Source organism: Novosphingobium sp. (assembly GCF_030699305.1).
GTDB lineage: Bacteria > Pseudomonadota > Alphaproteobacteria > Sphingomonadales > Sphingomonadaceae > Novosphingobium.
In genome coordinates this window covers 87970-103570 of record NZ_JAUYNB010000021.1, presented here as the reverse complement: position 1 = coordinate 103570, position 15601 = coordinate 87970, and the positions used below count along the sequence as shown (strand labels likewise).

Sequence of the window (15601 nt, the reverse complement as noted above, 5' to 3'; positions counted from 1 at the left end):
AGCGCGCTATCAAACGTTGGCGAACCATGTTGCGGGTGCTGCTGCGCACCAATGCGCTGGACGACCGGGTCAGGAAGACTCTGGTCGACACGCTGTATATGCAGCCCGCCAACCTGGCGATCGGTGCCATCACCGGCGTGCTATGCAGCCTGGTTGCCGCCAGCTATTCCCCCGATCAGATCTTTCTTGAAGTCGCGGTGCTGCTCAGTGCGGTTGCCGTAGCGCGGATCGCGATGGCGGTGATGCTGCCGCGCCTGCGCAATCGCGACGCGCGCCGGATGGAACTGCTCTACGAGCTGGGCGCGTTCACCTATTCGGCCGTGCTGGGCGTGTTCGGAGCAATGACCGTGTGGTATCAGTTGCCCGCAACCGCACAGTTGCTGATGGTCGGCTATGCCATTGGCTACGGCACCGGAATTGCGGCCCGCAACGCTGGCCGTCCGACGATTTCGATCGTTCAGATGCTGCTGATCTTCACGCCGATCAACCTGGCGTTGTGGTCGGGTGGCGAACTGGCCCAACAAGCCCTTGCCGTCGCGATCGTGTTGCTGTGGGTGGGGATGATCTCGATCACGCTCAAAGTGTTCCATACCTTGCGCGATTCTGTCGCGGCGGCAGATACCAGCGCGCGGCTGGCGGAAAAGATGCAACATCTGGCTCGCACCGATGTTGTCACCGGCCTCCACAATCGCGCCGGCCTGAACCACTATCTGGTCGAGTATATGTCACGCCGCCGGGCCTTGCCCAGCCTGGCGCTGTTCTGGCTGGACCTCGACAAGTTCAAGGACATCAATGACGCGCTGGGCCACCAGGTCGGCGACCGGGTGCTGTCCGAAGTCGGGCAACGGCTGCGCGCGCAGGCCAAGCCCGATGCCGTCATCGGCCGGTTTGGCGGGGACGAATTCATTGTCGCCTGCGATGTGCGTGACCGGCGCGAGGCTGAAACCATTGCACTGGCCGTGCTGGCCGAAGTGACCCGGCCGATCCGGATCGACGATGACCGGCTGGAAATCGGCTGCTCGATGGGCATTGCCCTGCAACCCGACGATGGCGAAGACCTGGAAACCCTGTTTCAGGGCGCCGATCTGGCGCTCTATCACGCCAAGGTCAACGGTCGGAACCAGGTCAGCTTCTACGATCCGTCGATGTCGCGCAACCTCGTGCGTCGGCGCGAGATCGAGGCGGAACTGCGCCTGGCCCTGCAACGCGACGAACTGTCGATCTTTTTCCAACCGATCATTGAACTGGCCACCGGCCGGATTCGCGCGTTCGAGGCACTGGTGCGCTGGTTCCATCCGATCAAGGGCGAACTGCGGCCTGACGAGTTCATCCCCGTGGCCGAGGAAACCGGCGCAATCATCACGCTGGGCAACTGGATCACCACGCAGGCGGCCCGCGCCGCGGCGCAGTGGCCAGACGATGTGACGGTCGCGGTCAACCTCTCACCGCTTCAGATCAAGGCACCCGGCGCGGCGCTGGGCATTCTCAACGCGCTGCGCGAAGCACGCCTGCCCCCGCACCGGCTGGAACTGGAAATCACCGAAACGGTGCTGCTTGACCATTCCAAGCAGACCGAGGACTTCATGGCCGAACTGTCCGCCGCAGGCGTGCGCTTCGCGCTGGACGATTTCGGCACCGGCTATTCATCGCTGGGCTATCTCAACAAGTATCCGTTCGGGAAGATCAAGGTCGATCGCAGCTTCGTGTCGGGCGTCAACGTCGGCAAGAAGAGCGATGCGATCATCCGGGCGGTATCGGGCATGGCTTCCACGCTGGACATGCAGATCGTGGCCGAAGGGCTGGAAACGATCGAGCAGGTGCAGGCTGTGCAGGCTGCCGGGTGCACGCTTGGCCAGGGCTATTACTTCAGCCGCGCGGTGCCGGACTATCTGGCGGGAATGCTGCTGGCGCGCGAACGCGAACAGCTCGACGGGCCGCAGCGCGCGGCAGGCTAGCGAAATTGCTTACCGCTACGGCAAGGCGCGTCCCTGCTGTTCCCGGCTGGTGAGAACAGCGCCACGCAGCCTCAATTGCGATTGCGAACTGTTATCAGAAAATAGTTGACCGAGGGGGTTTTTACCGGGTTGCAATCGCTCCGGCAGGGGCTTAGGGCGACTTTCATTCGCCGGTTGGCCCGGATTCCAGCGGGATGGTATGGGCCGGTCGTTTTGCCAGACGTGATCCCGCATTCAGGGAAGGACATCGTCGGATTATGGCCAAGACCACTTCGCGCAAGAAGATTGCCCTTATCGGTGCAGGCAACATCGGTGGCACGCTTGCTCACCTTGCCGCACAAAAGGAACTGGGCGACATTGTCCTGTTCGACATCATGGAAGGCGTGCCGCAGGGCAAGGCGCTGGATCTGTCGCAGTGCGGCCCGGTCGAAGGCTTCGACGCAAAGATCACCGGTTCGAACGACTATGCCGACATCGCTGGCGCCGACGTGATCATCGTCACCGCCGGGGTCGCCCGCAAGCCGGGGATGAGCCGCGATGACCTGCTGGGCATCAACCTGAAAGTGATGAAGTCGGTCGGCGAAGGCATCAGGAACAACGCCCCCGACGCGTTCGTGATCTGCATCACCAACCCGCTCGATGCGATGGTCTGGGCGTTGCGCGAATTTTCGGGCCTGCCGCACAACAAGGTCGTCGGCATGGCCGGCGTGCTGGATTCGGCGCGCTTCAGCCACTTCATCGCCGATGAATTCCAGGTGTCGGTGCGCGATGTGAACACCTTCGTGCTGGGCGGCCACGGCGACACCATGGTCCCGGTCGTGCGCTATTCCACCGTCAACGGCATCCCCGTGCCCGACCTTGTCAAGATGGGCCTGTCGAGCCAGGAAACGATCGACGCGATCGTCAAGCGGACTCGCGGCGGCGGCGGTGAAATCGTTGCCCTGCTGGGCACCGGTTCGGCTTTCTATGCGCCTGCTGCATCGGGCATCGCAATGGCCGAAGCCTATCTCAATGATCAGAAGCGCATCCTGCCGTGCGCAGCCTATGTGAACGGCCAGTATGGCCTGGACGGGCTGTATGTCGGCGTGCCGGTGATGATCGGTGCGGGCGGCGTGGAACAGGTGATCGAAATCGAACTGGACGACGCCGACAAGGCTGGCCTTCAGGTCTCGGTCGATGCGGTCAAGGAACTGCTGGTGGCCTGCAAGGGCATCGACCCCTCGCTGGGCTGATTGACACCTGTGGCGATCTTCACTCTGCTTGCTGCCACCGCAGCCGCAACAGCGCCCTTGCCCTCAGCCGAGGACAAGGCGCTGTTTGCCGCGTTCAAGGCGCCGTGCAGCCAGGTCCGCAAGCTGGACCGGGTGGCGAAAGCCGCGCGCAAGGCACAGTGGCAGGAAGTGGCGGAAGACGCCCACCCCAACCTGGCTTCGCTGGTGCGCGGCGGACGTGAAGCCTTGCTCAAAGATGAGCCGGACGCCAAAGTCTATGGCACCCAGTTCCGCAAGGACGTGGGCGGGCGCACGCTCTGGCTCGTCGCCTCACGCTATGAAGACAAGAGCGGGTACTGGGGCAATGGCTGCCGGGTCTATGACTTTGCGGCGGCCGCCCCGCTCCCGCTCGAAACGCTGGTCGCGCTGATGGGCAAGCCCAACACCGGCACGGTTCCCCTGCCCGATGGCAATGCCAGGCACTTGTGGGAACCGGGCTGGAAATCAGGCCACAGCGTGGAAGTCAGTTATCTGACCGGGACTGACCCGGTTTCGCAAAAATTCGGCCTCAAGGGCCTGGTACTTACGGCGCAAGCCATCGGAGGATTCTGAACATGTCGATTCTCGTCAACAAGCATACCAAGGTCATCACGCAAGGGATGACCGGCAAGACCGGTGAATTCCACACCCAGTCGGCGCTCGATTACGGCACGCAGATGGTGGCCGGCGTTACCCCCGGCAAGGGCGGGATCACCCACATCGGCCTGCCGCAGTTCGACACCGTCGCCGAAGCCAAGGCCGCGACCGGCGCGACCGCATCGTGCATCTACGTGCCGCCTCCGGGTGCGGCTGACGCCATCCTGGAAGCGATCGACGCTGAAATGGAACTGATCGTCTGCATTACCGAAGGCATCCCGGTGCTCGACATGGTCAAGGTGAAGCGCGCGCTGCAAGGCAGCAAGAGCCGCCTGATCGGCCCGAACTGCCCCGGCGTGCTGACGCCGAACGAATGCAAGATCGGCATCATGCCGGGTTCGATCTTCAAGCAGGGCAGCGTCGGCGTTGTCAGCCGCTCGGGCACGCTGACCTATGAAGCCGTGTTCCAGACCACCCAGATCGGCCTCGGCCAGACCACCGCGGTCGGCATCGGCGGCGATCCGGTCAACGGCACCAACTTCATCGACGTACTGGAACTGTTCCTGGCGGACGATGAAACCAAGTCGATCATCATGATCGGCGAAATCGGCGGCAGCGCCGAAGAAGAAGCCGCGCAGTTCCTGAAGGACGAAGCCAAGCGCGGGCGCAAGAAGCCGATGGTCGGCTTCATTGCGGGCCGCACGGCACCTCCGGGCCGCCGCATGGGCCACGCTGGCGCGATCGTCTCCGGCGGTCAGGGCGGCGCGGACGACAAGATCGCGGCGATGGAAGAAGCGGGCATCCGCGTCAGCCCCTCACCGTCGCTGCTGGGTGAAACGCTGGCCGAGGTGCTTAAGGAACTGGCCTGAGCCAGCTCCTAAGCCGCGGTTCAGCAAGTTACGGGCATAGACGCGTCCTCCCCAGGTGCGGACTGCCCCTGAAGTCAGTGCAAGCAACGGGCGGCCAGCGGCCGCCCCGGAAGGGTCAGTTCCGATGGGCAATGAAAGCCACGATTTCCTCCCCGACGATCCCCTCGAGTCTGGCCAGCAACCCGGCCCCAGCTGGGCGCGCGGCAACTGGCCTGCGGTCGGCGGCGGGTTTGAGGATGACCTGACCCAGGCGATGGACCCCACCGCCATGCAGGCCGCGATCAAGGCCGCGACCAAGGGCGGCGCTGCCCCCGATGGCCGTGCGATCGAAGAAGCGGCGGCGGATTCGATCCGGGCGATGATGCTGATCCGCACCTATCGCGTGCGCGGGCATCTGGCGGCTGATCTCGATCCGCTGGGCCTCGCCCGGCAGGACCTGCCGGCGGACCTTTCGCCCGAATACCACGGTTTCGTCGGCGCGGCGTTGGACCGCAAGGTCTATCTGGGCGGCACGCTGGGCCTGCACTGGGCCACGGTGCGCGAACTGGTGGCGATCCTGCGCGCGAACTATTGCGGCAAGGTCGGCCTGGAATACATGCACATTTCGGACGTGGAGGAACGCCGCTTCCTGCAGGACCGGATCGAAGGCGGCGACAAGCACATCGATTTCACCCCGGAAGGCAAGAAGGCCATTCTGGCCGCCGTGATCCGTGGCGAACAATATGAAAAGTTCCTGGGCCGCAAGTACGTCGGCACCAAGCGGTTCGGCCTGGATGGCGGGGAATCGATGATCCCGGCGCTGGAAGCCGTGATCAAGTATGGCGGCCAGCTGGGCGTGCGCGAAATCGTTTACGGGATGGCCCACCGCGGCCGCCTGAACGTGCTCGCCAACGTGCTGGCCAAACCCTATCGTGTGATCTTCCACGAATTTTCGGGTGGCACCGCCAATCCGGAAGACGTCAGCGGATCGGGCGATGTGAAGTATCACCTCGGCACTTCGGCGGACCGTGAATTTAACGGCATCAAGGTCCACATGAGCCTGGTGCCAAACCCGTCGCACCTGGAAACGGTCGATCCGGTGGTGCTGGGCAAAGTCCGCGCCAATCAGGTGTTCCGTGACGATATCGGCAAGGGCAAGCACAAGCAGGTGCTGCCGGTGCTGATCCACGGCGACGCCGCGTTCGCGGGCCAGGGGATCGTCTGGGAATGCTTCGGCTTTTCCGGCGTGAAGGGCTACAACACCGGCGGCTGCATCCACTTCATCATCAACAACCAGATCGGCTTCACCACCAGCCCGCAATTTTCGCGTGGCTCGCCCTATCCGTCCGACGTGGCCAAGGGCGTGCAGGCACCGATCATCCACGTCAACGGCGATGATCCCGAAGCAGTGACGTTCGCGTGCAAGCTGGCGATCGACTATCGCCAGACGTTCGGCCGCGACATCGTGGTCGACATGTGGTGCTATCGCCGGTTCGGCCATAACGAGGGTGATGAACCTGGCTTCACCCAGCCGCTGATGTACGCCAAGATCCGCCAGCATCCGGGCGTCAGCAAGATCTATTCCGACCGGCTGGTCCGCGACAGCGTGATCGAGGCTGGCTATGCGACCGAAGTGGAAACCCAGTTCGTCGCCACGCTGGAAGACGAGTTCGAGGCCGCGAAAAGCTACAAGCCCAACCAGGCTGACTGGTTTGCCGGACGCTGGACCGGGCTGCACGCCCCGGCCGATCCCGAAACCGCGCGCCGCAACGTGCCGACCGGCATCGAGGGCAAGCTGTTCGAAAGTCTGGGCCGCACGCTCACCACGATCCCGGAAGGGCTGACCGTCCACAAGACGCTGGCCCGCGTGCTGGACGCCAAGCGCGAGATGTTCGCCAACGGCAAGGGGTTTGACTGGGCGACCGGTGAGGCGCTGGCCTATGGCAGCTTGTGCAGCGAAGGCTACAATGTCCGCCTGTCGGGCCAGGATTCCGGGCGCGGCACGTTCAGCCATCGGCATGCGGTGTGGGTCGACCAGACCGATGAACGCAAGTATATCCCGCTCTCCACCGTGCCGCACGGCAAGTTCGAAGTGCATGACAGCCCGCTGTCGGAATACGGCGTGCTGGGCTTTGAATACGGCTATGCCAGCGCCGACCCCAAGACGTTGGTGCTGTGGGAAGCGCAGTTCGGTGATTTCGCCAACGGCGCGCAGATCATGATCGATCAGTATATTGCCGCGTCTGAGGCCAAGTGGCTGCGCGCGAACGGGCTGGTCATGCTGCTGCCGCACGGGTTTGAGGGTCAGGGTCCGGAACACTCCTCGGCCCGGCTGGAGCGCTTCCTGCAGCTGTGTGCGCAGGACAATATCCAAGTCTGCAACATCACCACCCCGGCCAACTACTTCCACGTGCTGCGCCGGCAGATGCACCGTCCGTTCCGCAAGCCGCTGATCATCATGACCCCCAAGTCGCTGCTGCGCCATCCACTGGCCAAGAGCGAAGGCGCGGAGTTCATCGGTGAATCGCACTTCATGCGCATCCTGTCGGACACCAATGGAGCGCAGGACGCGAAAACCAGGCGCGTGGTGCTGTGTTCGGGCAAGGTCGCCTATGACCTGATGGAAGCCCGCAACGCAGCCGAACTGGACGATACGCAGATCATCCGGCTGGAACAGCTCTATCCCTTCCCCGGAGAGCCGCTGGCGCTGCGCCTGGCGCGCATGCCCAACCTTGAAGACGTGGTGTGGTGCCAGGAAGAGCCGAAGAACAACGGCGGCTGGTTCTTCGTCGAACCGTTCATCGAAGAAGCGCTCGCCGCCGCCAACAGCAAGATCGCCCGCGCCCGCTACGCTGGCCGTATCGCCAGCGCCTCGCCCGCCACGGGGCTGGCCAAGCGCCATGAAAGCGAACAGGGTGCGCTGATCAGCCATGCTCTGGGCCTGTCGGTCCGCTCCGAAATCCGTCGCCGCAAGAAGGCCTGAGGAAAGTCACCATGTCCACCGAAGTGAAAGTCCCGACGTTGGGCGAATCCGTTGCCGAAGCCACGATCGGCGAATGGCTGAAGAAGCCGGGTGAAGCCGTCGCGCTCGATGAGCCGATTGCCAGCCTGGAAACCGACAAGGTTGCCATCGAAGTCGGCGCACCGGCAGCGGGCGTGATGGGCCAATACATCGCACAAGTCGGTGAGAACGTGGCTGTCGGCGCGGTGATCGCCACGATCGAGGCCGGTTCGGGCGCGGCGGCTGCGCCTGCGGCCGCTCCCGCTGCGGCGCCTGCCCCGGCACCGGCCGCTGCTCCGGCTCCGGTGGCCGCTCCGGCCGCTGGCAACGATGCCGCCGTCCTCTCGCCCGCCGTGCGCCGCGCGGTGCTGGAACACGGGATCGACCCGGCGACGATCAAGGGCAGCGGCAAGGATGGCCGGATCACCAAGGAAGACGTAACCGCCGCCGCTCAGGCCAAGAGCGCCGCCCCGCCCCCCGCCGCCGTTGCCGCTCCGGCTGCCGCCGCTTCGGGCGACCGGGGTGAGGAACGCGTCAGGATGACGCGCCTGCGCCAGACCATCGCCCGCCGCCTGAAGGATGCGCAGGATACCGCCGCATTGCTCACCACCTTCAACGACGTCGATATGTCGGCGGTGATGAAGGCGCGCGAAACCTTCCGCGACAGCTTTGAAAAGAAGCACGGCGTGCGGCTCGGCTTCATGTCGTTCTTCGCCAAGGCTGCCTGTCTGGCGCTGAAGGATATTCCGACGGTCAACGCCCGGATTGAGGGCGATGAGATCGTCTATCACCCCTATGTGGACCTGTCGGTCGCCGTCTCCGCCCCCAATGGGCTGGTCGTCCCGGTGGTCCGCAATGTCGACAAGATGGGCTTTGCCGACATCGAAAAGGCGATTGCAGACCTCGGCAAGCGCGCCAAGGACGGCTCGCTGACGATGGCCGACATGACCGGCGGCACATTCACCATTTCCAACGGCGGCGTATTCGGCGGCCTGATGTCGACCCCGATCATCAATCCGCCGCAGAGCGCCGTGCTGGGCCTGCACCGGATCGAGGACCGCCCGGTTGTGCGCGACGGCCAGATCGTGATCCGGCCGATGATGTACATCGCGTTGTCCTATGACCACCGCCTGATCGACGGGCGTGAAGCAGTGACCGCACTGAAGACCATCAAGGAAGCGATCGAAGATCCCACCCGTCTGCTGATCGACCTTTAAGGGACGCAAACCATGGCTGATTACGATTACGACGTCCTGTTCATCGGTGCCGGTCCCGGCGGTTATGTCGGCGCGATCCGTGCGGCGCAGGCCGGGCTGAAGACCGCCTGCGTCGAAGCCCGCGAAACGCTGGGCGGAACCTGCCTCAACGTTGGCTGCATCCCCAGCAAGGCGCTGCTGCACGGCTCCGAACTGTTCGAGGAAGCCGCCGGCGGCACGCTCGCCAAATACGGGATCAAGACCGGCAAGGTCGAACTCGATCTCGCCAAGATGCAGGCCGAGAAGGACGATGCCGTAAAAGGGCTGACCGGCGGGATCGAATACCTGTTCAAGAAGAACAAGGTCGACTGGATCAAGGGCTACGCCACGTTCAAGGATGCCGGCACCGTCGAAGTGGCCGGCAAGGCCTATACCGCGCGCGACATCGTGATCGCGACCGGGTCGTCGGTCACCCCGCTGCCCGGCGTTGAAGTCGATAACGACAAGGGCATTGTCGTTGACAGCACCGGCGCACTGGCGCTGGACCGTGTGCCGAACCATCTGGTGGTGATCGGCGGCGGCGTTATCGGGCTGGAACTCGGCTCGGTCTGGCGGCGTCTGGGGGCGAAAGTCACCGTGGTCGAATTCCTCGACCAGCTGCTGCCCGGCATGGACGGCGATATCCGCAAGGAAGCCGCCAGGATCTTCAAGAAGCAGGGCATGGCGCTCAAGCTGTCGACCAAGGTCACCGGAGTCTCCGTCAAGGGCAAGACCGCGACGCTGACGGTCGAACCGTCGGCTGGCGGAGCGGCTGAAACGATCGAAGCGGATTGCGTGCTGGTGGCCATCGGCCGCCGCCCGAATGTGACCGGGCTGGGCCTGGAAAACATCGGGCTGGAACTGAACGGGCGCGGTCAGATCGAAACCGACCATGATTTCGCCACCAAGGTGGACGGCGTCTGGGCGGTAGGTGACGTGATCCCCGGCCCGATGCTGGCCCACAAGGCCGAGGACGAGGGCATTGCCGTCGCGGAAAACATCGCCGGGTTGACCGGGATCGTCAATCACGCGGTGATCCCAGGCGTCGTCTATACCATGCCCGAATTCGCCGGGGTCGGCCTGACCGAGGAAGCTGCGCGCGAAGCGGGCCACGAGATCAAGGTCGGCAAGTTCCCGATGATGGCCAACAGCCGCGCCAAGACCAACGGCGAGCCGGACGGCTTCGTGAAGGTCATCGCCGATGCGAAGACCGACCGCGTGCTGGGCGCGTGGATGATCGCCAGTCTGGCCGGAACGATGGTCGCGCAAGTTGCGCAGGCCATGGAATTCGGCGCGACGAGCGAAGACATCGCCTATACCTGCCATGCCCACCCGACCCATTCGGAAGCCATCAAGGAAGCCGCGATGGCCGTGCAGGGCAAGCCCATCCACATCTAGGCCGATCCACATCTGATCGACTTTCGATCGACCACCTATCATTATCGGGGCCGTCCGGTTCGTCCGGGCGGCCCCAGCCTTTCCAATTCCGTCTTTCGACAAGGACTTATCCCGTGACCAAACCCATCTCCGTCAAGCTGACCACCGACGAAATCGAAATGATCGTCGATGCCCTCGAAGTCGATATGGAAGGCTATGTCGAATCCGCCAAGGAAGCGCGCGGCAACAACAACCGCGCCGATGTGGCGACCTTCACCGAAGCGGCCACCCGCATCCAGACGCTGATGGCCAAGCTGCGCGATCTGGTCGGGGACGACGACTGATTTGCTGATCATCACGGCAACGGCTAATCGGCTGTGATGAACGCGGTGATGGACATGCGCACGATCATGCGGCGGTTTGCGCGCTGGCACATCTGGCTGGGCTGGCTGGTGGCGATCCCGCTGCTGCTGTGGACTGCCAGCGGGTTGCTGATGGTCGCCCGCCCGATCGAGGTCGTTCGCGGCACGACCCTGCGGATCGAGCATCCGCCGCAACCGGTGCGCATAACGCTGAACGGTTCGTCCGCAGAAACCCTGCTGCGTGACGGACGCCTGATCAACCAGCGCGGCCGTTCGATCCTGCTGGCGACGTACCCGGACGGCTCGGCCGCACGGATCGACCTGACCACCAACCGCCCGCTACCCGCTGTCGATGAAGCAGAAGCCCGCCGCGCGGTCATTTACGCCATCAAGGGCGGCGACCGGATCAGCGCGGCTCGGTTCTTTCCCGCCAAGGCCGTGCCGTTCGATTTTCGAAAGTCCATGCCCGTCTGGCAAGTCACGCTGACCGACCAGACCCACGTCTATGTCGGGCGCGATACCGGTGAGATCGAGGCGGTGCGGACCCGCTGGTGGCGGGCGTTCGATTTCATGTGGGGACTGCACATCATGGACCCGGTGGAGCGCGAAGACACCAGTCACCCGCTGCTGATTGTCAGTGCCGCGCTGGCACTGGTCAGTGTCCTGCTGGGCACGCTATTGCTGTTTCGGCGGCGCAAGGCGCGGACATGATCCCCACGATTCCCGCCCCGCTTGATCTGCTCGGCACGGCAGTTTTCGCGCTGACCGGTGCGCTGCTGGCGGCGCGGCTCAGGCAGACGTTCGTGACAATGGCGTTCTTCGCACTGATTACCGGGGTGGGCGGCGGCTCGGTCCGCGATCTGCTGATCGGCGCGCCGGTGTTCTGGGTGCGCGATCCATGGGTTGCCCCGGTCTGCCTGACAGTCGCCCTGATCGCATGGTTCACCCCTCGCAAATGGTGGGAAGGCAGCCTGCTGGAATGGGCCGATGCGGCGGGGCTGGCGGCCTATGCGGTGCTCGGCACGGCCAAAGCGCTGGCTTTCGACGTTGCCCCGGTGCCCGCCGTGCTGATGGGAGTCATCACCGGCTGCGTCGGCGGGATCATCCGCGATGTGCTGGCCGGGCGACCATCGATCCTGATGCGCCCGGAACTTTACGTCACCGCCGCCGCGCTCAGCGCCGGACTATGCGCACTCGGCGATGTGCTGGGCCTGCCGCGCGAGATCGCGTGGAGCGTCGCCGCGCTGGCCGGATTTGCCCTGCGCGGCGCGGCGATCCGGTTCGGTATCCACTTGCCCGCGTATCAACGCGCGGGCGATTAGGCGCGCGGCAGTTCCTTCAGCGGACGGGTGCTGTCCGCCAGATCGTCGGCAGCGATAACCGCGCCTTCTTCGACCAGTTTGCGGGCCTGAACGTAGTCCTTCACCGCGTTGACAGCGTCGATTGCAATCAGCTTGCCCCGCTTCAGGTAGATCACCGAAAAGCTGCGCGCCGCCGGATCGCCGCGCAGCACGGCGGTGTCATGCCCCGCGGACAGGCCAACGGTTTGCAGTTTCAGGTCATACTGGTTCGACCAGAACCACGGCGTCGCTTTGTAAGGCTCCGGATCGCCAAGGATGGACTTTACCGCGACAGCCGCCTGATCGTTGGCATTCTGGACCGATTCGAGCCGGATTACCGCGCCTTCGGCAAAGCCGTTGGCATGGGCAGCGCAGTCACCAATCGCGTAAACGTCTGGCAGGCTGGTCCGGCAGAACTCGTCAACATCCACCCCGTTGCCGCCGCCCGCACCAGCCGCCAGCAGCGCGCCGACCGCCGGGATAATGCCGATGCCGACAATCACCAGTTCGCAGGCGATCTCACTGCCATCAGCCAGCTTCACGCCGGTGACGCGGGTATCGCCCCGGATTTCATCAACGCCGGTTTCGGTCCGCAGATCGACGCCGTGGGCGCGGTGTTCGGCCTCAAAAAATTCGGATAACTGCGGACCGGCGACACGTGCCAGCACGCGCGGCAGGACTTCCAGCAGGGTCACGTCCTTGCCCAGCTTGCGTAGCACGGCGGCCGCTTCCAGCCCGATGTACCCGCCGCCGATCACAACGACGCGGGTCACGTCCGTCAGTTCGGCCAGGATTGCATCGGCATCCTCGCGGGTGCGCACGCCGTGAACACCGGGCAGTTGCGCACCCGGAATCGTCAGTTGGCGCGGATCACCGCCAGTGGCCCAGATTGCGCTGCCATAAGTGCAGCTTCGGCCATCGGACAGCGTGACGGACTTCGCCGCCGGATCGATCGCCGACACTTCGACGCCCAGGACCAGGTCGATATTCTTGGTCGCCCAGAATTCGCGCGGACGGATGTAAAGCCGGTCGAACGTCTTGTCGCCCAGCATGTATTCCTTGGACAGCGGCGGGCGTTCATACGGCGGTTCGTGCTCGCGTCCGATCATCCCGACCGAACCTTCGAACCCCTGCTGGCGCAGCTGGATCGCGGCCCCTGCCCCGCCCTGTCCCGCGCCGACAATCAGAACATCATAATGCATCGCTCGAACCCCTCGACAAGTGCGGTTCGCCTAGGCCGAGCGGCGCGAGTCGACAAGGGTGAATTGCATCAAAATCAGCCATGTGCGCGCAACAAATGAAAACCCCTCCCCGCTAGGGGGAGGGGCAATCTTGCAGGCCGCCCGGAGGCAGGACAGCCGTCGGTCCGATCAGATCCGTTCGATGATGATCGCCGGAGCCATGCCGCCAGCGGCGCACATCGTGATCAGGCCGTAACGACCATTGGTGCGCTCCAGTTCATCGAGCGCGGTGCCGATCAGCATCGATCCGGTCGCGCCGATCGGGTGGCCCAGCGCCATCGCGCCGCCATTCGGGTTCACCTTGGTCCGATCGAGATCGAGATCGCGGATGAACTTTTCAGCGACGACGGCAAAGGCTTCGTTGATTTCGAAGATGTCGATGTCTTCAACCTTGAGGCCAGCCTTTTCGAGCACCTTCTTCGCGGCCGGAACCGGGGCGTTGAGCATCAGCGTGGGGTCATCTCCGCAGTTGACATAAGCCACCACGCGGCCGCGCGGCTTGAGGCCATGCTTGTCGGCATAAGCCTTGCTGGCAATCAGCACAGCGCCCGCGCCATCGACCACGCCCGAGCTGTTGCCGGCGTGATGCACGCCCTTCCAGGTCAGGTCAGGATAGCGGCGCTGGATCTGCTTGCGGAAGGTTACCCCGCCGCCCAGATCGAAATCGGCGATGCCATCGAAGCTGGCCTTCAGCCCGGCGAGGCCTTCGGCAGTGGTTTCGGGGCGCGGAAATTCTTCACGGTCCAGCGCGACCGTGCCGTCCGGGTTGTAGACCGTGACCAGCGACTTGTCGAAACGGCCTTCGCGGATCGCGCGGTCGGCACGTTCCTGCGAAACCAGCGCCAGCGCGTCGAGGGCCTCGCGCGGGATGCCTTCCATGGCCGCGATCGCATCGCCGCAGACGCCCTGATGCGATTGCGGGTGCAGCGCGTCGAGTTCGGGGTTGCCTGAGCCCATACCCAGCGGCTTCAGCCCGGCGTTCGCTTCTTCGGCGCCGATCTGGGCGGTGTAGCTCATCATTTCGGTGCCGCCTGCGATCACGCAGTCTTCCATGCCCGACATGACCGCCGCCGTGGCGAGATTGACCGTGGTGATGCCACCGCCGCAGAAGCGGTCCAGCGTCATGCCCGATGCACTGATGTCATAACCGGCGGCCAGCGCGGCCATACGGCCAAGGTCGCCGCCCTGCTTGCCCTTCTGGGTCGAGGTTGACCAGATCACGTCGTCAACGGTCGAGGTGTCAAGGTTGTTGCGGTCCTTCAGCGCCTTCAGCACAGTCGCGGCCAGATGCTGCGGGTGCAGGTGCGAAAGCGCGCCCTTGCCGGGTTTGCCAACGCCGCGCGGGGTGCGGCAGGCGTCAATGATATAAGCTTCGGCCATTGGTGTTCTCCTTTATGGCGTAATATTCGCGGTTCAGCCCAGCATGCTGCTGAGACGGCTCCGCATGATCGTTTCGGCATCCGCGACAATGCGGCTGACGAGTTCCTGGCAGGTGGGGATATCGTGGATCAGGCCCTGCACCATTCCGGCGGTCCAGATGCCATGTTCGGTATCGCCCGTATCCAGACCTTCCTTGCCGCGCACGCCCTTGACCAGATTGGCAACGTCCTCGAACGGCTTGCCTTCGGCCTCGGCGGCGACAACGGCCTGCGCAATCCCGTTCTTCGCGACGCGCGCGGTGTTGCGATAGCTGCGGAAGATCAGCGCGGTGGCGCGTTCGTCGTTGTCGACCATCGCCTGCTTGAAGTTCTGGTGGATCGGCGCTTCGACCGTCGCGCAGAACCGCGTGCCCATGTTGATGCCGTCAGCCCCCAGCGCCAGTGCGGCCACCAGACCGCGCCCATCGCCGAACCCGCCTGAGGCAAGCATCGGGATCTTGACCTTGTCGGCTGCGGCCGGGATCAGGATCAGGCCCGGAATATCGTCTTCCCCCGGATGCCCGGCGCATTCGAACCCGTCGATCGAGATCACGTCGACTCCGGCCCGTTCCGCCGACAAGGCGTGACGGACAGCGGTGCACTTGTGCAGGATCTTGATCCCGTGGGGTTTGAGCTGCTCCCAGATTTCGCGCACGGCGGGCGTCCCGGCAGTTTCCACCGCCTTCACCCCGGCGTCGATCACGGCCTGCGCATAGGCCTTGTAATCAGGCGGGTTGATCGTCGGGAACACCGTGATGTTCACGCCGAACGGCTTCGACGTCATGCCCTTGCAGCGTTCGATTTCAGCCGACAGCGCTTCCGGGCTGGGCTGGGTGAGCGCGGTGATGATGCCAAGGCCGCCCGCGTTGGATACGGCAGCGGCCATGTCGGCGGTGCCCACCCACTGCATGCCGCCCTGAACGATGGGATGCTCGATGCCGAGCAGTTCGGTAATCCGGGTCTTGATAGCCATTGGT

Annotated in this window: 13 protein-coding genes; 10 read left to right on the top strand and 3 right to left on the bottom strand. The window is 64.2% G+C overall.

Features of this window, described 5'->3' with window-relative positions; translation table 11 throughout:
* Window positions 1-26 precede the first annotated feature (26 nt).
* The 10 genes from Q8Q53_RS09560 (at window position 27) to Q8Q53_RS09515 (ending at window position 11947) form a co-directional block, all read left to right on the top strand.
* On the top strand, window positions 27-1955 hold the full coding sequence (locus tag Q8Q53_RS09560) for a bifunctional diguanylate cyclase/phosphodiesterase (protein WP_305701542.1): 1929 nt from the start codon (window positions 27-29) through the stop codon (window positions 1953-1955).
* 257 nt (window positions 1956-2212) lie between these two features.
* Complete coding sequence (gene mdh / locus Q8Q53_RS09555) at window positions 2213-3187, top strand: malate dehydrogenase (protein WP_305701541.1); 975 nt, start codon at window positions 2213-2215, stop codon at window positions 3185-3187.
* 9 nt (window positions 3188-3196) lie between these two features.
* Window positions 3197-3778 (top strand): hypothetical protein, encoded by a 582-nt coding sequence (locus tag Q8Q53_RS09550; protein WP_305701540.1) that lies wholly within the window; start codon window positions 3197-3199, stop codon window positions 3776-3778.
* 2 nt (window positions 3779-3780) lie between these two features.
* Window positions 3781-4671: a succinate--CoA ligase subunit alpha gene (sucD, locus tag Q8Q53_RS09545; protein WP_305701539.1), complete on the top strand. Its 891-nt coding sequence runs from the start codon at window positions 3781-3783 to the stop codon at window positions 4669-4671.
* 124 nt (window positions 4672-4795) lie between these two features.
* A complete protein-coding gene (locus Q8Q53_RS09540) occupies window positions 4796-7633 on the top strand; it encodes a 2-oxoglutarate dehydrogenase E1 component (RefSeq protein ID WP_305701538.1) in 2838 nt (945 codons plus the stop codon).
* 11 nt (window positions 7634-7644) lie between these two features.
* Window positions 7645-8868, top strand: a complete 1224-nt coding sequence (gene odhB, locus Q8Q53_RS09535) for a 2-oxoglutarate dehydrogenase complex dihydrolipoyllysine-residue succinyltransferase (RefSeq protein WP_305701537.1) — start codon at window positions 7645-7647, stop codon at window positions 8866-8868.
* Between the two features lie 12 nt (window positions 8869-8880).
* On the top strand, window positions 8881-10284 hold the full coding sequence (lpdA, locus tag Q8Q53_RS09530) for a dihydrolipoyl dehydrogenase (protein ID WP_305701536.1): 1404 nt from the start codon (window positions 8881-8883) through the stop codon (window positions 10282-10284).
* Between the two features lie 113 nt (window positions 10285-10397).
* Complete coding sequence (locus Q8Q53_RS09525) at window positions 10398-10607, top strand: hypothetical protein (RefSeq protein ID WP_305701535.1); 210 nt, start codon at window positions 10398-10400, stop codon at window positions 10605-10607.
* 36 nt (window positions 10608-10643) lie between these two features.
* Entirely contained in the window at window positions 10644-11336 is a 693-nt protein-coding gene (locus Q8Q53_RS09520; RefSeq protein ID WP_305701534.1) for a PepSY domain-containing protein, read from the top strand.
* Window positions 11333-11947, top strand: coding sequence for a trimeric intracellular cation channel family protein (locus Q8Q53_RS09515; RefSeq protein WP_305701533.1), 615 nt, complete (start codon window positions 11333-11335; stop codon window positions 11945-11947). The genes Q8Q53_RS09520 and Q8Q53_RS09515 overlap by 4 nt, the downstream gene beginning before the upstream one ends.
* Here Q8Q53_RS09515 and Q8Q53_RS09510 read toward each other — a convergent pair.
* The 3 genes from Q8Q53_RS09510 to Q8Q53_RS09500 form a co-directional block, all read right to left on the bottom strand.
* Window positions 11944-13167, bottom strand: coding sequence for an NAD(P)/FAD-dependent oxidoreductase (locus tag Q8Q53_RS09510; RefSeq protein ID WP_305701532.1), 1224 nt, complete (start codon window positions 13165-13167; stop codon window positions 11944-11946). The two genes, Q8Q53_RS09515 and Q8Q53_RS09510, sit on opposite strands and share 4 nt — an antisense overlap.
* Window positions 13168-13335: 168 nt before the next feature.
* A complete protein-coding gene (locus tag Q8Q53_RS09505) occupies window positions 13336-14586 on the bottom strand; it encodes an acetyl-CoA C-acetyltransferase (RefSeq protein WP_305701531.1) in 1251 nt (416 codons plus the stop codon).
* Between the two features lie 33 nt (window positions 14587-14619).
* Window positions 14620-15597 carry a nitronate monooxygenase family protein gene (locus Q8Q53_RS09500; RefSeq protein ID WP_305701530.1) on the bottom strand — a complete coding sequence of 326 codons (978 nt, stop codon included), beginning with the start codon at window positions 15595-15597 and terminating at the stop codon, window positions 14620-14622.
* Between the last annotated feature and the right edge of the window lie 4 nt (window positions 15598-15601).